At 68.0% G+C, this 19449-nt stretch carries 13 protein-coding genes; 7 read left to right on the forward strand and 6 right to left on the reverse strand.

Going from position 1 to position 19449, the window contains the following annotated elements:
• Positions 1-72: 72 nt before the first annotated feature.
• On the reverse strand, positions 73-825 hold the full coding sequence (locus VZL07_RS07600; RefSeq protein ID WP_426754689.1) for an SDR family NAD(P)-dependent oxidoreductase: 753 nt from the start codon (positions 823-825) through the stop codon (positions 73-75).
• Positions 826-1399: 574 nt separating this feature from the next.
• Between VZL07_RS07600 and VZL07_RS07605 the strand changes: the two genes are divergently transcribed.
• Positions 1400-1846, forward strand: a complete 447-nt coding sequence (locus VZL07_RS07605) for a DoxX family protein (RefSeq protein ID WP_426754690.1) — start codon at positions 1400-1402, stop codon at positions 1844-1846.
• A gap of 235 nt (positions 1847-2081) precedes the next feature.
• Here VZL07_RS07605 and VZL07_RS07610 read toward each other — a convergent pair whose 3' ends face one another.
• The 4 genes from VZL07_RS07610 to VZL07_RS07625 all read right to left on the reverse strand — a co-directional run bounded on the left by VZL07_RS07610 (position 2082) and on the right by VZL07_RS07625 (position 7528).
• Positions 2082-3353, reverse strand: coding sequence for a DUF7151 family protein (locus tag VZL07_RS07610; protein WP_426754691.1), 1272 nt, complete (start codon positions 3351-3353; stop codon positions 2082-2084).
• Positions 3354-4666: 1313 nt separating this feature from the next.
• Positions 4667-5407 carry a hypothetical protein gene (locus VZL07_RS07615; protein ID WP_426754692.1) on the reverse strand — a complete coding sequence of 247 codons (741 nt, stop codon included), beginning with the start codon at positions 5405-5407 and terminating at the stop codon, positions 4667-4669.
• Between the two features lie 493 nt (positions 5408-5900).
• On the reverse strand, positions 5901-6329 hold the full coding sequence (locus tag VZL07_RS07620; protein ID WP_426754693.1) for a hypothetical protein: 429 nt from the start codon (positions 6327-6329) through the stop codon (positions 5901-5903).
• A gap of 128 nt (positions 6330-6457) precedes the next feature.
• A complete protein-coding gene (locus VZL07_RS07625) occupies positions 6458-7528 on the reverse strand; it encodes a saccharopine dehydrogenase family protein (protein ID WP_426754695.1) in 1071 nt (356 codons plus the stop codon).
• Between the two features lie 121 nt (positions 7529-7649).
• Here VZL07_RS07625 and VZL07_RS07630 point away from each other — a divergent pair, with 121 nt between their 5' ends.
• From VZL07_RS07630 to VZL07_RS07640, 3 genes are all read left to right on the forward strand, one after another.
• Positions 7650-8282 carry a TetR/AcrR family transcriptional regulator gene (locus VZL07_RS07630; RefSeq protein ID WP_426754696.1) on the forward strand — a complete coding sequence of 211 codons (633 nt, stop codon included), beginning with the start codon at positions 7650-7652 and terminating at the stop codon, positions 8280-8282.
• Between the two features lie 153 nt (positions 8283-8435).
• Positions 8436-9098, forward strand: coding sequence for a hypothetical protein (locus VZL07_RS07635; RefSeq protein WP_426754697.1), 663 nt, complete (start codon positions 8436-8438; stop codon positions 9096-9098).
• On the forward strand, positions 9095-9958 hold the full coding sequence (locus tag VZL07_RS07640; protein WP_426754698.1) for a tetratricopeptide repeat protein: 864 nt from the start codon (positions 9095-9097) through the stop codon (positions 9956-9958). Before VZL07_RS07635 ends, VZL07_RS07640 begins: the two co-directional genes overlap by 4 nt.
• Before the next feature lie 118 nt (positions 9959-10076).
• Here the strand turns inward: VZL07_RS07640 and VZL07_RS07645 are convergent, their stop codons facing one another.
• Positions 10077-15557 carry a PPC domain-containing protein gene (locus tag VZL07_RS07645; protein ID WP_426754699.1) on the reverse strand — a complete coding sequence of 1827 codons (5481 nt, stop codon included), beginning with the start codon at positions 15555-15557 and terminating at the stop codon, positions 10077-10079.
• A gap of 447 nt (positions 15558-16004) precedes the next feature.
• Here VZL07_RS07645 and VZL07_RS07650 point away from each other — a divergent pair, with 447 nt between their 5' ends.
• The 3 genes from VZL07_RS07650 (at position 16005) to VZL07_RS07660 (ending at position 19355) form a co-directional block, all read left to right on the forward strand.
• On the forward strand, positions 16005-16946 hold the full coding sequence (locus VZL07_RS07650; protein ID WP_426754700.1) for a right-handed parallel beta-helix repeat-containing protein: 942 nt from the start codon (positions 16005-16007) through the stop codon (positions 16944-16946).
• A gap of 650 nt (positions 16947-17596) precedes the next feature.
• Entirely contained in the window at positions 17597-18160 is a 564-nt protein-coding gene (locus VZL07_RS07655; RefSeq protein ID WP_426754701.1) for a flavin reductase family protein, read from the forward strand.
• 58 nt (positions 18161-18218) lie between these two features.
• Positions 18219-19355, forward strand: a complete 1137-nt coding sequence (locus VZL07_RS07660; RefSeq protein ID WP_426754702.1) for an alpha/beta hydrolase fold domain-containing protein — start codon at positions 18219-18221, stop codon at positions 19353-19355.
• Positions 19356-19449: the final 94 nt, after the last annotated feature.

A 19449-nucleotide genomic window follows, 5' to 3' on the forward strand; every position in this document is an offset into this window, starting at 1 on the left:
TTCCCGTCAAGGAATATTCAGCCCGCGGGCTCCCCGTGTCGTGGCGCTCGAACCGCGGGCGTGCTCAACGGCTCAGAGCGTGTAGCCGCCGTCGCTCACCAACGTCGTGCCTGTCACCAGCGCGCAGTCATCCGACAGCAGGAAGCCAATCTGGCGCGCGACTTCCTCCGGCTTCGCATAGCGCCCCAGAGGGGTCGCCAGGGCCGCGAGCTCGGCGAACGCCGCCTCGCGCCCGACCTGCGCCACCCGCTCCGTGAACATGGGGACGGCATCCCATACCGGCGTCTCGACGCCTGCGGGCGCGATGGCGTTGACGCGGATCCGGTCGGCCGCGCCCTCCTTCGCCGCCACCTTCACCAGGTGAATCAGCGCCGCCTTCGACGCGCCATACGCCGCGACGCCAGGCTCGGGCTTCACGCCCGCCGCGGACGCCGTCGCGACGATGGAGCCACCGCGGCCCCGCATCGCGCGCATCGCGGCGCGCAGCGTCAGGAACGCGCCGTCCAGATTGATGGACAGGATGCGCCGCCATTCGTCGAAGCCATGGTCGACAATGGTCGATGCCCCGGCGACGCCCGCGTTCACCACGGCATGGTCAAGCCCCACCAGCCTGGGCGCCAGCGCGCCCCAGAATGCCTCGTCTCGCACATCGCCCACGGCGCGGTCGACCGCGCATGGAAGCACCACCGCCTCCAACGCCTCTCGCGAGAGGTCGACCAGAATCAGCCGTGCGGCGCCTTCCGCGGCCAGATGTCGCGCCACCGCCAGCCCGATACCGGAAGCAGCCCCCGTCACGAGCACGGTTCGATGAATGAATGGAGCCATCACCTCTTCTAGCCGCGCTTTTCGAGCGAAGTCGAGCGGTGCCGACTTGCCGGGCAACGAAGCGTCCTCTTCACGGACGCATGGAACCCTCCCAGTCAGTGGTCGCACGCCTGCTGCGGCTTCACCGTGCGCCCCACAGCAAGGGAGGAAGCGCGTATTCAGCGGGAAGACGGGGGAGTTCCTCGACATCTTCGTGCCAGCTGGCAGCGGAGGCGCCGGGACTGCCGCCACCCTGACGTTCATGCCCTCGAAGCACCACGGCCCGCATTCAAAGGCAGCGGACTGAGAAGGCGGCCACGGCTGCGAATCCAGGCCCGACGAAGCCCCTCGATTGAAACTTCAACCCGCCCCGGTCCGGATGCGCAGCGCTGTCTTCCTGCTGTTGAAGGCGGCCGGGCCCCGACTTCCATTGGATGGAGGGCGCCTGGGACGACTTCGAGGTGCCCTGCTCCCGTGCAATGACATGGCCAGATTCCAATGAATGGGCGCCGCGGCCCCTGGGCTGGAGCGGACGCGCTATGTCTCCGACGAAGAGACAGCGGAGCGCCACCGTCGCTCCTGTGAAGGGATCGCCATGAAGCTCGCATCCGTGTTTCCCCCTCCTCCTCCGACGCTGGCCAGCGTCGGGCTCCTGCTGCTCCGGGTCGTCTCCGGAGCGGCGTTCATGCTGCACGGCTGGTCGAAGATCCAGAACCCGTTCCACTGGATGGGCGCCGAGGCCTCCACGCCGGGCATCCTCCAGGCGCTGGCGGCGCTCTCCGAGTTCGGCGGTGGCCTGGCGTGGATTCTGGGAGCGCTCGTGCCCCTGGCCTCACTGGGGCTCTTCTTCACGATGGCCGTCGCCGTGCACTTCCACGCGGTGATTCGTGGAGACCCCTTCGTCGGCCACACCGGCAGCTATGAGATTGCGCTCCTCTACCTCGTCATCGCTGTCGTCCTGATGACCGTCGGCCCCGGCAGGTTCTCGGTGGACGCATGGCTTCGGAGCAAGCTCACCGGGTTTCGACCGGCCCCGGCCTGACGAGCCCTCCTGGCCCACGTTGCGCGGAGGCGCTGGTCGACGCCCTCGTGGACCGTCTGCGGCGTCAGCGGTTGCCTCGCGCGACCCGGAGGCCCTCCATCTGCCCTGAGCAGGGCGAAGCGTGGGCGCTCCAGGTCCTTCCGGGCGGGAGGCTCGGACCGCCGCCACCTGATGGCAGCGGCGGTCCTCCTGGCGTCGGTGTCACCCAGACCGGCCCAGGCCCGGAGCACGGGGCTCAGCGCGCGAGCGCCAGCTCCGGCTCAGGCACGACGGTCTGCATCAGGTAGCCCTCGTGGCCCGCCGTCGCTTCCGTCACGGTCGAGGTGCCCGGGATGAAGCCACCGGCATTGCCACCATTGCCACCGCAGGCCCCACCGCCACCGGCCGTGGTGACGGAGACTCCCGTCGTGGCCGGGGCGTTGATGCCACCCCCGCCGCCCGCGACCTGGACCGTGCCTGAGACGGAGGCCTGCGTGGGAACGATGAAGTGGACGATGCCACCACCGCCACCACCGCCACCGCCCTCACCGGCGCCACCGTTGCCGTTGAAGCCGTTGGCCCCCGTGCCACCATTGGCCTCGATGAGGCCAGCCATCGTGAGGCCCGAACGCGCCACGATGGTGATGACACCACCGCCGCCGCCGCCCGTGCCGAGGATGGAGGCACCCGCGGTCTGCGGGTTGACGCCGTCCTGGCCGTTCGCGCGGACCGTCGCCCCCGAAAGGATGCTGACGTTGCCACTTGCGGCGATGAGCAGGTTGCCGCCGCCCGCGCCACCTTCCGCGTTGGCTCCCGCATAGAGCCTCGCGCCCGCGCCACCGCCAGCCACCTGCGAGCGCACGGTCTGCGCGGCCTGGAGCATCGAGAGGGCTCGCCCACCGTTGTAGGTCGCCGCCTGGGAGACAGCCACCCCCTGGGGCGCCTCGGAGTTGCCGCTGTCCACGACGCCCGGCTGTACGGTGATGGTTCCGCTCACCGTGATGTTCCCGGTGGCGCGCAGGACGGTGCCACTGGGCACGATGAGCGAGCCCGCCACGTTGATGCTGCTGAAGTGGAGGTTGAGCCCGGAGGGAAGCTGATTCACGCCCGCGGCCGTGCTCAGGTCCAGCGTGTCCCCGTAGTTGACCGTCAGGATGCCTGCCGAGCCGTCACCGTAGAGCCCCTGGGTTCCCGCTGGCCCCTGAGGGCCAGTGGGGCCCGCGGGGCCCGCCGAACCCGCGGGTCCGGTAGCGCCCGGAGGGCCCATGGGCCCCGTGGCTCCCGTGGGCCCCGCCGGCCCCTGGATGCCCTGCTTGCCTTCCGGCCCCACTTCGCCCGCCGGGCCTGCTGGACCGATATCACCCTTGGGGCCCGCCGGCCCCTGGACGCCCTGCTTGCCTTCCGGACCGGCCGGGCCTGCGGGGCCCGCGGGACCGACGTCACCCTTGGGACCCACCGGGCCCTGGATGCCCTGCTTGCCTTCCGGACCAGGCGGACCCGCGGGACCGATGTCGCCCTTGGGACCCACCGGGCCTTCAACACCCTGGACGCCTTGAGGCCCCTGGATACCCGCGGGGCCCGCTTCTCCCGCGGGGCCCATCGGGCCCGTCTCGCCTCTGGGGCCCGCGGGACCAGCCTCACCTCGAGGACCCGCTGGCCCCGCCTCACCGCGGGGTCCCGCGGCGCCCGTCGGACCCACGGGACCGGGAGGCCCCATGGGCCCCGGAATACCAATGGGCCCGATGGCGCCAGGAACGCCCTGCGGCCCCTGAGGGCCCATCTCGCCCTGCGGCCCCTGAGGACCGGGCTCACCCTGCGGCCCTGAGGGCCCCATCTCACCTTGCGGCCCCTGGGGACCGAGCTCGCCCCTCTCGCCTTGGGGCCCCGCCCCACCTTGAGGGCCCGTGGGCCCGGACTCGCCCTGCTCACCCTGGGTGCCGGGGAGTCCGTCACTGCCAGGGAGGCCCTCATCGCCCGTACAGGCGGCCAGCACCATGGAGGCGCAGAGAGAGAGCACCCGGAATTGGGAGAACGCCCGGGAGGGCATCGAAAACACTCGCATCATCTTCAAAGGGGGTTCTTTCAGGGCAGACAGGAGCAGATACATGCAACTCAAAACGAATGCCGCCACTGCACTCGGGCGCAGGTGGCCGGCATCAAACCCTCGCACCCGTCCAGTCAATTCCTGCCACGAAGTCCCTCCTACCGTCCGCCTTGGTGGGACCCCCAACGTCCTCCCCACTTCGTCCGACACACCAGGAGTGTCATGGCGGTCCCTGACGACGGTGACGGGCGGACCGCCATCGCACTGCCGGACCTGTGGGGCGCGTCTCGCTGAGACAAGGGACAGGACCCGGCTTGCCGCCGCGATGCCTTCCGCGAGGGGACGTGACTACTGGCCCGGGCGTTGGAAGCCGCACGCGTACGCTGAAGCCGGCCCGCGGGAAGGGCCCTCTGCATTCCCCCTCTCGAACCGTGAGGGAGCAATGCGGCGCATGACCTACGCTGGGTCCACCCGCACGTGAAGCCCACGCCAGGGGACATTCTTGCCGTCTACCCCCTTGGCTCGACGCCAACACCGAGGGCTTCAACACGTTGGACTCCCTCCGCACCCTCATCTTCACCGAGGAGCGTGAGCGGATTCATGGCGCGCTGGTGGGCAGCTTCGATGCGGTGGACGAATAGCTCCGGTCCACCGAAGAAGCTTCCGCCGAGCCCCTGAACCGCGAGGCGCTGGGTCTCCGTGGTGGATTCGACTCGGAACGTCTGAGGATGCGGCGGACGTCCCTACCGGGGAAGGCTGCACGGACCCGTGGCGTCCACCGCGTAGGCCTCCACCCACTACGAGAAAGTCAGACTGCCGGGCACCAGTTGCCAGGTGCCCTCCTTCTGCTTGACGAAGAAGGTAAGCTGGAAGTCGGTGTCCCCGGTCTCCTTGGAGCTGACGGAGTAGGGGAAGCAGGCCGCGCTGGACTCCTTGAGATCGATGGAACAAGGCGAGTCGGCGTCCTCCACGAGCTCGTACTCCTTGTTCGTACGAAGCCGCTTGAGCAGCTCCCGGAGCCGCAGGCTCTTGGCCTTGAGGCCCAGGCGCTTGGCGGAGGACGGATGGAGCTTGACCTGGGCGTTGGTCTTCAGGAGCTCCTTCCAGATGGCCCCGCCGTTCCAATCCAGGCCCAGGAGGGAGGTCGTGGTGGGCGTGCAGGGAGGGGCCTTGCCCCATTGGGGAGGGAGCTCCAGGGTGACTGTCGCAGCATCGCAGAAAGCCTTGTTGCTGCACGCGGCGTGCATGAAGACGGAGTACGGCTGCTCGGGCGTGGAGGTGCCTCCCGAGTCGCTGAGCGCCAACGTCACCTCGATGTGGGGAAGCAACGACTTGAGGAGGGTACGGCTCGCCTCCTCGAGTTGGGGCAGGCACTCGGCGCGGAGCTTCTCAAGGCTCGCCTTTCGGCGCTGCTCCGATTCCGCCTCGCGGCAGCGGTACGTACCATCGGGACACGGATGCATGGGCACGAACTGGGCGCTCGACGTCAGGGGGATGAGCGCGAGGAGGAGCCATGGGGCGGCGTAGATGGAGCGCATGGGACAGGCCCGGCCTTGTGTTGTTCCACCCAGCTGAAGTCACCCACGATGGCGGGGTGGAGGTGGGTCCGAAGGATTGTACATAGGTTGCAGATACGGTTCTTCACCTTGTCGAGCCGACGCGGCGGGCGCGAGCGGGGGACAAGCCCTGGCGTGCGGTCGCAGACGTCGCCCATGGAGATGGGGACATCATGGAGACTCACGTCCCTGTCGAGGAGCACCTTGCTCGAACGTATCGTGGTGACCAAGCTCGAGGGGCTTCGCACCTTGCAAGGAGTGCGTGAGGTGTCTTGAGGACTGTCCACCCGCGACCGCCAACTGGGCGAGGCTCAGGTCTGCGATGAGAAGAATGCGCTCCTCCAATTGCGCCAGCGGCACGCCCCGGCTCGTCATCGCATGTGTCAGCAGCAATGGAGAGCCGCGGGTCAGTGCCAGCACCAGCGCGAGCCGCCCAGGTGAAGATTCGGGACCTCTGAGGATGCGGTGGGTTTCCCTACCAGGGAAGACTGCACGGGAGCGTCTTGTAGACCACGGGAGAGGCCGCACCGGTGGCATCCACCGCATAGGCCTCCACCCGGAGGGACCAGAGGTATTCCTCGCCGCGAACGGGAGCGCGCGGGCAGTAGAAGTGCTCGCTGCTGGCGCCCTGGTACCAGCCGCTCACGATGACGTTACCGCTCCAGGTCTGGGTCTCCGTGGTGTTCCAGTAGTACGTGAGGGGCGCGGTGCCGGCGCTCACGGTGTTCGTGAACACGGTGTCGCCCGATGCGGCGTTGCGGGTGAACGTCAGCGCGGACGTCAGCGCCTGCTCGCTGCTGCCGAACTCGGGAGCGGCCCCCTCCTCCAGCGCCGGTGAGCCGCACGCAGACAGCGAGGCACTGACCACGACGAGAAGCGCCTGCGGGGACTTGAGCTTCAGCATGCTGTCTTCTCCTGAGGAATGAGGAACCACCGCTGGAGAGGAACACATCACCGCTGCCGCTGGAACAACGCCCCGGGTTCTCCTCGAAGGCAGACGCATCCCGGCGTGTCATACGCATCGTGGCGTGCTCACACCGGGGCGCGTCCGCCCTCACCGACTTGCTTCGACAGCAAGCCTGAGGCGTCGAGCTCGAGATGCGACGCCAGCGAACGCAGGTAGTCCGCGGCATCGAAGACTTCGCCGGGTGAGCGGACGCCAGCGTGTGGGCCATTGACCAGGACGCGCTCGACGGCTTCGGCAACCAGCGGAGCGGTGAAGGCGTAGATGTCTCGCCCGCCGGCTGCGATGCGGCGCTCCTCATCTCCCCGGCGAGCACGCACCTCCACCAGGAATCGCTGCGCGGACCGGCCGGACGCGTCCATCGCAGCGGGAGGCGGTGTGGACGGGTCCCTCAAGTCGGCCAGGGGCTTGGTGTTGAGCCAGGTCCGCGCCTCCATCGCTTGCAGGTGCCGGTGGAGCAGGACGATTTCGGAGAAAGGCACCTCGGCCATCTCCTGCCTGCCAAAGGGGGCGGGAAAGTCCCACTCGGACAGCGCCGTCTCGCCCTTCGGCGCGAGCTTGCCTTCCTCGATGACCACTCGCGGCACGGTGTTGCGGCGGCCCGTGATACGCGTGCCCGACGTCGGCCACCAGGCATCCAGCGCGATGCCGATGCGCAACGCATCCACCTCCGTCCATCCGTCGGTTGCCACGGTGGCGAGCAGGTCGGCGAAGCCGCCATAGAAGCCCACCGCGGGCAGGACGAGTATCCCCGCGTCCTTCGCGGCCGCCGAGTACCGCTCGAACAACACCCGCGCGCTGGGCTGCTCCGCGCTCACATCGAGATAGTGAACCCGGGCGCGCAGCGCTGCCGCCACCATGGCCTCCGCGGTGTCGAGGAACGGCCCGGCGCAGTTGACGACCGCCTCCACTCCCTCGAACGCCCGCGCGAGCGCGTCGGCGTCCTCGAGACTGACGGCGCGAAGCTCTATCCCCGCGCTCCCCCACGCGGCGGAAAGCCGGGCGGGGTCGCGGCCCATGGCCACGACCCGATGGCCACGCCGCAGCAGCTCATCAACGACGAAGCGGCCGGTATGTCCATAGGCGCCGAAGACGGCGATGGCATGCCCGTTCCCTCGGGATGACTCGGAGGCGGTCAAGCGGTTCTCCTCTCACGGCGACGAAACAGACCTGTCTGTTCACGCAGGCTGCGCGGACACTACATACTGGTCTGTATCGCGTCAACGTCCCTGTGCGATGATGCGGAGACGAGGAGGAGCCATGGCGAGGACCCGCGAACGAAACAAAGCCCCCCAACCAGAAGCGCCCACGGAGGTGAGAGAGCGCATCCTCGCGACCGCCTCCGAGCTCTTCTACACCCAGGGCGTCCGCGCCGTTGGCGTCGATCTCGTCGTGGAGAAGGCGGGCGTCGCCAAGACCAGCCTGTACCGGTACTTCGGAACCAAGGATGACCTGATTGCAGCGTTCCTCCAGCGGGAGGACGAGGACTTCTGGGGCGGCTGGGACCGCGTGGCCCAGGCGAACGCCGATGCGCCGCTGGAGGAGCTGGAAGCGCACCTCAGGTGGATCGCCGAACGTGTCGCTCGTCCGAACTACCGCGGCTGCCCGCAGCTGAACGTCGCCGCGGAGTTCCCCGATGCGGACCATCCGGCGCGTCGTGTGGCGACGGCGCACAAGCAGGAACTGCGGCGGCGGTTGAAGCGCCTTGCCGAGCGCCTCGGCGCCGGGCGTCCCGATGAGCTCGCCGGACAGCTGTCCGTCCTCATCAACGGGGCGTTCGTGAGCTCACAGGTCCTCCATGCCAAGGAAGCCCTTCCCTTGCTGCGCAATGCCACGCTCGCGCTCGTCGAAGCCGCGCGCAAAGGGAAGGGTCAGGCCCCGAATCCCGGGTAGTGCGCGAGGGTTCGCGCCGCTGCGGGCCATTGGGCCCCATGGAGCCGGGAACCCCAGGGCGCCCGAGCGGAGGCAGGCCGGCCTCGCGGAGCCGTGGCAATCTTCGATAGACTCTCCACGGCACCCAGGCCTTCCCAGGGGGGACGACCCACCGTGGCTCTTCGATGGCTGTTCGCCGCTCTCAAGTTCGTCGTCGACCACTATGGGATCCTGCTGACAGGCGCCGTCTTCGGCCTCATCGCGGCGGCGCTGCTCTTGCGCAGAAAGTCCATGAGGGCCAAGGCATGTGGCGCGCTCTGTCTCGCCCTGATTTTGCCCTTTCTCTACCTGGTCGGCACTGGGTTCTCGAGCATTCGGGAATGGATTCATCACCACGGAGTGGAGGGTGAGCTCGTCCTCTCTCGCACGGAGCCCTCGGGCACGTTCATCAACAAGCAAGAGGTCCCCAAGTTCGTCGGCTTCATCAAGCTGCCCGAAAGCCAGACGCTCCATCCTATCGAGTTCCCAGACCACAACCTCCTCCAGTGGCCCGATGTCGCGGGTTTTCGTCCGCAGCTCGGAAAGCCATACACCGTGAAGTTCCCCGCCGCCTACCCGTCCCTCTTCATCTTCGACCATGGGAGCAACCGCGGGGCGGCGCCCCAGCAGGAGTGCCTCGAACGGCTGCGGCGACAGTCTGACCTCGTCGCCCAGAATCAACTCCTGCCTGAAGATGCCGCGCTCGGGGAAGCGCTACGGGAAAACACGACGTTCATCACCCGATTCTGCGGCCACCTCGACCGAGGGACACGGTCACAGGCAGGCTCGGCGCCATGACCCCACCGAGTTCCGCGTACGAAACAAATCCGGACACGCCCGCGCACCGCATCCTCGTGTCGCGTCACGCTCCCATGGCCTGGCTTCATCGGCTGTGCCTTCAGAAGACGCTTGCGCTGTCCTCGGTCGCGCTGCTCCTTTCCGCCTGCGGGCCCCGGCCCTACATCTGCGAGTACCGGGTCAACCACGTGGAGCTGTGTGACCAGGAGCTTGCCTCGGGAAACCTGTCGAGAGCGGAGACCTATTGCGACCTGGGCCTGGAGTTCTCGCCCGAGTTCGCGGACTTGTGGGCGCTCAAAGGTCGCATCGAGCGTCTCCGGGACAACCCCGCGAAGGCCAAGGAGCACTTCCTCCGAGCGCTCCGGTATGCCCCGGACCACCAACAGGCGCTCCTGTATCTGGGCTTCACCCACCTGGAGGAGGGAGCGTATGAGCTGGCCCGCGAGCATTTCACCCAGGCGCTGAAGGCGGACCCGAAGCTCCTCGACGCACGGCACGGCCTGGGGAGCGCCCTCATGGCGCTTGGCCGGAGGGAAGAAGCGCGCAAGGAGCTCACTGCCGTGCGGAATGCAGACCCTGGCAATGCCGACGTCCACCGGGCCCTCGGAAGGCTGGAGTTCAAAGAGCGGAACCTGGAGGCGGCCCGGCAGCACGTCTCGCGAGCCACGCAGCTCGCGCCAGAGGATTCGTACAACTGGCGCAACCTGGGTGCCGTGCTGCTGCACCAGCGCCGCTTCAGCGAGGCGGAAGCGGCCTTCCTTCGCTGCATGAGCCTCCCGGAGCCTTATCCCGACTGCCAAGAGGGGCTGGAACGCGCGCGGCGTCTCCCTGAGGAGGCCGCCGCGCCGTCGCCGCCGTGACACGAGCAGCGACCGTGTCCGCGCGCCTGTTGGACGTCTTGGCTGTATCCCGACAACCCGCCAGCGCCGAAGCGGACCCTGGCGGGTTGCCGGAGGCGTCAGCTCCTCACGGGGACGCTCACCACCACGGATACTCGCGGACCCTCACCTTGGAGGCCCCCGAGGTGGTGCTCCCGCTCCCCTGGTCCAGGACGAAGTAATACGTCTGGCCTTCGGTCGCCTCGAAGAGGGGGCTCTCCGAGCAGGCGGCTGGAGCGCAGGACTCCCCCAGGAGTCTCACGCCGCTGCCTTCCACGTAGTACGTCCGGGTCTCCGGCGCCGTGAAGGAGTACACGGAGTCCACCGTGGGACTCCCGGTGCTCTCACACGTGCCGCCGTAGGGGTTCACACTCCCAGGGCCGTAGTCGTTCGTCATCCCGATGTTCGAAGCGGCCACGCCTGGCATGGCATCGGACGCGACGGGAACGGGACGCGCGGTCGCGCACGTGTCATTGGGCGCGCCCAGGTGGGCGTACAGCCTGAAGGCACCCTCGTAGCCACGACTGTCGACATACAGGTAGTAGGTCCCTGGATTGAGCCTGGCGACTCCCGTCCCGACGCTCTGCTGGTAGCCGAGTGCATGGGGCGCGGCGCAGACGAGCTGATCCGCCAGGTTCGTCGTCGAGCAGGCGCTCCTCAGATAGACATACGGGATGAGGGTGCTGTCGACGGTCGGCTCGACCACGAACGAAAACTGCTGCGGCAGGCCGGGCGGCACCGTCACGGTGTAGACGAGGTCGTTCCCGGATTGCATGAACGTGCCGCACGACGGCTCGCCGGCCGTCGGACCGCTGTCGGAGGCGTACGTCGTGTCCCCCCGCTCGAACGCATCTCCGGCGGCATCGAAGACCAGCGGCTTCGCCGAGGAGCACGTGTCGTTGCGCGACGGCGTGTTGGTGGTGACTGTCAGCTCGTAGGAACCGGCGTCGGCCGCCGTCAATCCATCGACCCAGATGACATAGGTCCCCGGGGACTGCCGGCGGAAACGCCTGAAGTTCGGGCGGCCGGAGTCGCACGTGGCGCCGGTCAGGGCCAGCGTGCAGGAGCGAAGCTCACCCGTGTAGAGGACCGGCGTCCAGTCAGGGGCGGGCTGGATGGGCCCCAGATTGATGAAGACGTCCTGCTCCTCGTCCAGGGTGTACACATAGGCGACGTCAGGGCCCCGCAGCGGGCCGCCTGAGCCGCAGACCGAATGATGGTCATTCGACGCGTTGCGCGTGTCGCCTGTGACCCTGGCGACACCGTGCTCGAAGACGAGGGGCTGCGCGGTGCCACACGTCTCGTTCGACGGCGGCAGCACAGGCGCGCGCAGCTTCACCTGCAGCCCGAATCGCCCGAAGGAGGCAGGCCCGCTCGGGCCCTTGTAGGCGCCACCATCCACCCAGAGGAAGTACTCGCCCGGAGGAAGCTCTGGATAGAAGAGCTCCGCGGGCCCCGAAGCCTCGGCCTCGGTGACACTGCACGCCAGCTCCGTCTCAGCGATGGGGCTCGAGCAGTTCCCGGACTCACGCAGGTAGACGACTGGCGCCAGCCGGGCGTCCGTGGGGGTGACGGTCACCTGGATGCTCCGCGACTCCGTCAACGTCAGCCGATAGACGACGTCGTTGCCGGAGGCCCGGGCGGACGGTGAGCAGGAGGGAGAGGCATCCCCGCTCGCGTTGCTGTTGTCGCCCAGCGTCGTGTCCCCCTGGGCCTGGGCCACGCCCTCGCTGTTGAAGACGAGCGTCTCCGCCGCGTCACACGTGTCGTTGTCGGGGGGCACGGGGTTCGTGTCGGTGTACGAGCCCGTCAACGCCACGCCCGAGAAGGCCGAGGGGCCATGCAGCCGCGCGTGGTAGGTTCCCGGCAGCGGCAGCGTGATGGTGCAGGTCTCGCTGGTGGTGCTGCCCGCCGACTTGCAGTCATAGACGCTGGTGTTGCTCGGCGTGGCGCCGAACCGCACGTACAGGTCGCTGTTGCCCGAGCCGCCACGGGTGACGAACTTGAGCTGCGTCGCCCCCGCTGGCACCTCCAGGGTGTAGACGGACGACCAGTCCCAGCTCTCCCCGCTGATGTTCTCCTCCGGCGTACCGTTCGAGAGCGCGATGGAGGGGACGTACGTGCCCGTCAGGCGGGTGCCCGTGAAGTTCCTGACACCGTACAACCGCACGTAATAGGTCCCCGCGAGCGCCTGGGGGATATGGCACGTCCCCTGGTAGTAGCTCCCTGAGGACTTGCAGTCATACGCGCTGCTGTCCGGCGCGGAGCCATGCCGCACGTACACGGCGGCGCCCGCCGCGATCCCCTCCGACTCGAACACGAGGTCGGCCGCTCCCTCCGGCACGTCGAGGGTGTAGGTGCAGGACCACGTGTCGGCGCTCCCGTGGAGGCCCTCCACTGGCACGCCGTTCGACAGCGCCTGGGTGCAGTCGCTGGAGCTGTACGAGCCCATCAGCTTGACACCCGAGAAGGTGCCGGCACCGAACAGCCGCACATAGTAGGTGCCCGCTCGCGCCTGAGGAATGGTGCAGGTCTCACTGGAGGTGATGCCCGAGGACTTGCAGTCGAACGTGCTGCTGTCCGGCGCCGAGCCATGCCGCACGTACAGCGAGGCATTTCCGGTGCCCCCGCTCGTGACGAACTTGAGGTTGCTGGCGCCTGCGGGGACCTCCAGGGCATAGAGACAGGACCAGGCGTCCGCGCCCGCATGGAGGTCATTCACCGGCACGCCGTTCGTCAGGTTCTCGTTGCAGCCGATAGGGATGTACGCGCCGGTCAGGCGAACCCCCGAGAAGGCGCCGGCCCCACGCACCCGCACGTAATAGGTGCCCGCCTGGGCCTCCGGGAAGGTGCACGCCTCGGCCGTGGTGCTCCCCGTGGACTTGCAGTCATACGCGCTGCCGTCCGGCGCCGCGCCATACCGCACGTACAGGTCACCATTTCCCGAGCCCCCGCTCGTGGCGAACCGCAGGCTGCCCGCGCCCACCGGTACCTCCAGGGCATAGGTGCAGGACCAGTCTCCGGCCGCCGCGCCGAGGTTCGTCGCGGAGGAGCCATTGGCCAGGTCGATGACATCGGCACAGGCAGGTGGCGCGGGGGGCGTGTACGAGCCCGTCAGGCTGACGCCCGAGAAGGGCGTGGGCCCATGGACCCGCACGTAGTAGGTGCCCGCCTGCACCGCGGGGATGGCGCACGTCTCATGGGTGGCGCTGCCCGTCGACCGGCAGTCATACGACGTATCGCTCGGTGGAGCGCCGTGCTTCACGTAGAGGTCGCTGTTTCCCGTGCCGCCGGTGGTGACGAACTGGAGGTTCGTGGCCCCCGCTGGCACCTCCAAGGTGTAGACGGAGGACCAGGCTCCCACCGTCCCACTCAGCCCGTTCACCGGCACGCCGTTGTCCAGGACGGTGGAGGTGTAGGAAGCCATCAGACTGACGCCCGAGAAGCTGGTGTAGCCATACATCCGCACGTGGTAGGTGCCCGCCTGCGCCAGGGGGATGGTGCAGGCCTCACTGGCGCCGGTCGCCGACTTGCAGTCATACGCGCTGACCTCCGGGGCGGCGCCGAACCTCACGTAGAGGTCGCCATCTCCCGAGCCGCCGCTGGTGGTGAACTGGAGGTTGGCCGCGCCGGCCGGTACGTCCAGCGTGTAGTGGCAGGACCAGGTCCCCGCGGACGCGCCGACGCCGCCCGTGGGCGCGCCGTTGGACAGGGGGAGGACGCTGGTGCACCCCGGCGGGGCGATGGAGTTGTACGAGCCCGTCAGGCTGACGCCGGAGAAGGCCGCGGGGCCATGCATCCGCACGTAGTAGGTGCCCGGCTGCGCCGCCGAGATGGCACAGGTCTCGCTGTTGGTGTCGCCGGTCGACTTGCAATCGTACGAGGTGTCGCTCACGGGAGTGCCGCGCTTCACGTACAGGTCGCCGTTGCCCGTGCCCCCACTGGTGACGAACCGGACGTTGGTCGCGCCCGGCGGCACCTCCAGGGTGTAGAGGCAGGACCAGTCATGGGCCGCCGCGCCGACACCGCCCTCGGGTGTGCCATTGGACAGGGCGTTGGTACCGGTGCAGCCCACGGGCTTGCCGAGCACATACGAGCTCGTCAGGTTGACGCCAGAGAAGGCCGTGGTGGCGGGACCATACATCCGCGCGTAGTAGGTGCCCGCCTGCGCCACGGGGAGGGTGCAGGTCTCCGCGGAGGTGGTGCCCGTGGACTTGCAGTCGTACGAGCTGGCGTCCGGCGCCGAGCCGAACTTCACGTACAGGTCCCCGTTCCCCGTGCCCCCGCTGGTGATGAACTTGAGGTCCGTGGCCCGCTCCGGCACCTCCAGGGCATAGATGCAGGACCAGCGCTTCCCCAGCGCGCCGATGCCGCCCGTGGGTGCGTCCCGGGTGAGGGGAAGGACGGTGGTGCACTCCGGCGTGTACGTGGCCGTCAGGTTGACACCCGAGAACGGGGTGTAGCCCAGCATGCGCACGTAGTAGGTGCCCGCCCGCGGCTCCGCGATGGTGCAGCTCTCCTGGGTGCCGCTGCCCGCCGACTCGCAGTCACGGGAGTTGACGGTCGGCACGGCGCCGTACTTCACGTACAGGTCGCCGTCCCCCGTGCCCCCACTGGTGACAATCCGGAGGTCGGACGCGCCGGGCGCCACGTCTAGCGTGTAGACGCAGGACCAGTTGTGGATGGCCGCGCCGACGTTGACCGCGGGCGTGCCGTTGGTGAGCCCGATGACGTCGGTGCAACTGTTGGACTGATAATACGAGCCCACCAGGCGAGCTCCGGAGACCGAGGTGTTCCCCAGCACGCGCACGTAATAGGTGCCGGCCTGGGGCGCCGTGATGCGGCAGCTCTCGCTGTTGCTGCCCGCCGTCTGGGACTTGCAGTCCGATGAGCTGTTATTGGGCACGGAGCCGTACTTCATGAGCAGGGTGCCATCCCCCGAACCCCCGGACAGGGTGAACCGGAGGTCGGAGGCCCCGGCCGGCACGTCCAGGGTGTAGACGCAGGAATAGCTTCCCGCTGGCGCGTCGATTCCCTCCACGGGCGTGCCATTGGAGAGGGCGTGGGTGCTGTCACAGCTCGGCGGCCCGACGGGGGTGTACGTGCCCGTCAGGGTGACGCCGGAGAAGTCGGAATAGCCGAGCATCCGTACGTAGTAGGTGCCCTCCCGGACATTGGTGATGACGCAGCGCTCGTTGTTGTCATAGCCCGTGGACTTGCAGGTAGACGAGCTCGTGGTGGGGGCCTCGCCATACTTCACGAACAGGTCGCCGTCCCCCGTGCCCCCGCTGGTGACGAACTCGAGGCGGGTGGCCAGCCCTGACACGGTCAGGGTGTACGTACACGACCAGTCATCAGCCGCCCCGCTGACGTCGCCCATGGGCGTGCCGTTGCCGAGCGGAATGGGGTTGGTACAGCTCGCGGCGGAGACCTGGACCAGGGGCTGGGTCGCCTCGCTCCGCTGCTTCTCGGGCCTGGGCGTGGACCGCGCCGGGGTGTTGGTGGAGGGCTCGCCGCCACATGCGGCCAAGGCGCACGCGAGCCAGGCTGTGGTGAAGAACGTCCCGACTGTGTTTCTCAACGAAAGACTCCAGGGTATGGGAATGCTGCTGCGGCTGGCATCGCCGCGCTCCCCTCCCCTCGCCGCCTCGAGCCACCGAAACGGCCGGCGGGTCCGAGGCCGCCAGGAGCATCTTCCTGAGAGAAACGGGAGTACGGGGCTGCAGCAGTAACTGGAGTAATGATGCAGGGTCTGACATGGCGTCGGCCGCCGCTGCCGAGCACGGGGATGTCTCCGGGGAGGGTATGGCGGACCCCAACTTGCGGGGTCCTCCGCTCCCGCGACGCGCGCCCTTGGCGGCCCACCGAGAGGAGCCTATGTAGCAGGGGCGCGCCAATCTGGCGACACCGGTCGGGCTCGACGGGCGATGGCACGGTCTGGAGGGCCGTCCCATCCTTCGGCCGCTGTCATCAACAGACACATCCGTGCCACGGATGGTGAATGGCTTCGTGCCAAGAGGGGGAACACATGAAGTTGCGATTCGTACCCATGGGGCTGATTCTGGCTCTCGGGACCCCGTGGGGTGCATCTCCCGCCAGCGCACACAGTCAAGGCAGGACCATTGTCGTCGATGACGACGGAGCGGACTGCAAGAACCCCGATGCCCAGACCATCCAGGGGGGCGTGGACCTTGCCATGCCGGGGGACAAGGTCCTGGTCTGTCAGGGCACCTATGCCGGCGGGGTGGTGGTGAACACAGAGCAGCTCACGCTGCGGGCCAAGGGCGCAGTGACCGTCGACATGAACCTGACGAGCTCGACGATTGGCTTCTTGATTCAAGCCCGCAAGGTCGAGGTTCGCGGCTTCGAGATTGTCGGTGTGAATACCTTTGGCGCCCTGGGCATTGCGACCATCGCCCCGTGCACCCGGATGATTGACAACGTCATCCGTGACTTCACCGGGTTCGCGGCATCCGCCATCGGCGTCTTCTTCACCACTGACGCGGAGGTTGAGAACAACACCATCTTCAACAATACCTTCAGCATCTTCGCCAACGGGACGAGCGGCAGCGACTTCGACAAGAACACGGTCCGTGCCAATGGCATTGGCATCTTCCTCGCGGACTCCAGCAACAACGACATCGATCAGAATGTCAGCAAGGGGAACCAGGGCAGCGGCCAGGGCGAGGGCATCTTGCTCTGCGGCAACTCCACCGGGAACAGAATCAGGAACAACAAGGCCCATGAAAATGGACGTGATGGCATCCGCCTGGGGCTCTGCGAGCCGGGAGGCCCGCTCCCGAGCGGTAATCAGGTCAGGAACAACCGCATGAGGGACAATGGTGTCCTCGACCCCGCCGGCGTTGATGCGCACGATGCGTCCACCGGAGATGAGACGGCGGGGACTGCGAATACCTGGAAGAACAACGACTGCCTGACCGACATCCCAGACGGGTTGTGCAAGCGGTAGTGGTGGAGGCCGGAGTCCGAACCGGTCACCGACGGGCGTCGAAGCGGGTGAGGAGCAGCCCTCCATGCTCCTCACTCGCCTGAACAGCGTGGACCCACGAGCGGAGCGTCCGGGCAGAGGTCGAACGCTCACTTGAACTCCGTAAGCGTTCTGAGAGGCTGATTCAACAGCACGGTCACAGGCGTCGGGCCCGGCGCCTGCAAGACGCTTCGACGCGAGCTTTGCCCGAGCTTTCCAGGCCACGGCAGCGGTGAATGCTGAGCGCCGCATCATGCTCCCCAAAGTTCGAGCGAGCGGCGCCGGTGTGGCCCCTCGAGCGACAGCGGCGGATATGATGGTCGCACGCCATGGGGATGTCCGCCGAAGTGCTCGCAATCGGTCCGTTCCGACGCAGGCTGCTGTCCCGATCTGGACGCGCTGCGTGGGCTTGTTGGGGGAGATGACGCGCTCGTCGCCCAATTCACGGCCCTTCGGGCTGCGAACTTCCGGTTCTTCTTTCGAGTCTCGCCAGCGGAATCAAATTGAATGCAGCTCCTGCACTGCGAGGCCCCAAGCCTGTGTCGAGCGCCTTTTTGAGGCGGCGCTGGGGTGCAGGGGCGGCGAGCGAGCGGCTGCGCCACTGGGAAAGCGGGAGGTAGAGTGCCCGCGTCATGAGAGTCCCGCTCGAGCTTCGCCGCGCCTACAAGCTGCTCAACCACGGCCCCACCACGCTCGTCACGAGCGCCGCGCAGGGCCGTACCAACGTGATGGCCGCCGCCTGGGCCATGCCCATCGACTTCGAGCCGCCCAAGGTGGCCGTCGTCATCGCCGAGGGCACCTTCACCCGCGAATTGGTGGATGCCTCGGGTGAGCTCACCCTCTGCGTGCCCACGCGCGCGCAACTGGACGCGGTGTACGCCGTGGGCTCGGTCTCCGGGCGCGACGAGGACAAGTGGGCGTCGTCGGGGCTTCGGGCCGCTCCCGCCTCTTGCGTGAAGGCGCCGCTCGTGGAGGGCTGCGTGGGCTGGCTGGAGTGCCGCGTTCTCTCCGAGCCAGACGCCCAGCGCAAGTATGACTTGTTCATCGCCGAGGTCGTCGCGGCCTGGGTCGAGGACGTGGTGTGGAAGGACAACGGTTGGGACTTCAGCGCCGGAGAGGCCTATCGTCCCATCCATCACCTGGCGGGCGGCGTGTTCTTCGCCACGGGCGAGCGGCTGCAGGCGAGAAGGCCCTGACGGGCGACACCCACAGAGCAATGGACAACCCCGTATCCGTCCCCGCCCTCTTCCCTCCATGCCGACCCTCCTGGCGCTACTGCACATCGTGGGCTGCGTGCTGCTCGCGGCCGTCTTCTTCGCTCCCGCTGCGGTGCCCACGCTCGTCCACCTGCTCAAGGGCATCCTGCGGGAATACAGCCTGATGATGCTGGTGCCGGCGCTCCTCACGGCGCTGGTGGCTGTCTGGCTCGCTCACGTGGACGCGTGGAGGTGGCTGCGCTGGGGGACTGCGACATCCGCGCTGCTTGTCGGCGTCCTCGCCATGTGGCCCGCCGCCTCCGCGTGGCGGTTCGCCAGGGAGGCCGGCATTCCGCTCAGCCTTCGTGAGTATCTCCGACCCCTCGTCGGCGCCCGCCCTCTCCCGAGCCAGACCGTTCGTTTCGCCGTGGTCGAGGGACGCGACCTGCACGCCGACCTCTTCCTTCCCGAGGCCGCCGCACCATCCGGGGGCCGCCCCGCCGTGCTCTATTTTCACGGCGGCGGCTGGCGGGGCGGAGAGCGCGGCTATGCCCGCGCCTGGGCCGACTTCCTCACCGCGCGGGGCTATGCGCTCATCGCCCTCGACTACCGGCTCTTTCCTCCTGCCACCGGTTTGAAGGCCCCGGGAGACGTCAAGTGCGGCATCCGCTGGGTCAAGGACCAGGCGGCCACCTACGGTATCGACCCGGACCAGCTCGTCCTGTTCGGAGAATCCGCGGGCGGGCACCTCGCCACCCTGGCGGCGTACACCGAGGGAGATTCACGCCTTCCGTCCTCCTGCGCCCCCGGGGACACGTCGGTGGCGGCCGTCATCAGCTTCTATGCGCCTGGCGACCTGGTGGCCTACGCCGCGAGCGCCCCTGCTCCGCTCGAAGGCCTCACGGGTGTGCCCCTGGAAGGCCACCGCGAGCTGTACGAGCTGCTCTCCCCCATTCACCATGTCGGGCCACGCTCTCCGCCCACACTCCTGCTCCATGGCGGGGCCGACAGCGTGGTGCCGCTCAGCGCCTCGCAAGCGATGGCCGCGCGGCTTGCCCGGGCGGGCGTTCCCCACGCCCTCTTCACGCTGCCGTATGCGGAGCACGGCTTCGACATCTGGGATGGTGGCTTCGGCCGTCAGCTCGCCCGGGCGCTGGTGGGACGTTTCCTCCAGCAGCACGTGCCCGTCCATTGATGTCGTACCCCGTGTACGGAGAGGTCGATGTGAATGAACTCCATGTGCTCCCGTCATGAAGTGCACAGGGAGCGCAAGAACTTCAAACGAGGAG

It is taken from the genome of Pseudomyxococcus flavus (genome assembly GCF_050038885.1).
In the GTDB taxonomy this organism is placed as follows: domain Bacteria; phylum Myxococcota; class Myxococcia; order Myxococcales; family Myxococcaceae; genus Myxococcus; species Myxococcus flavus.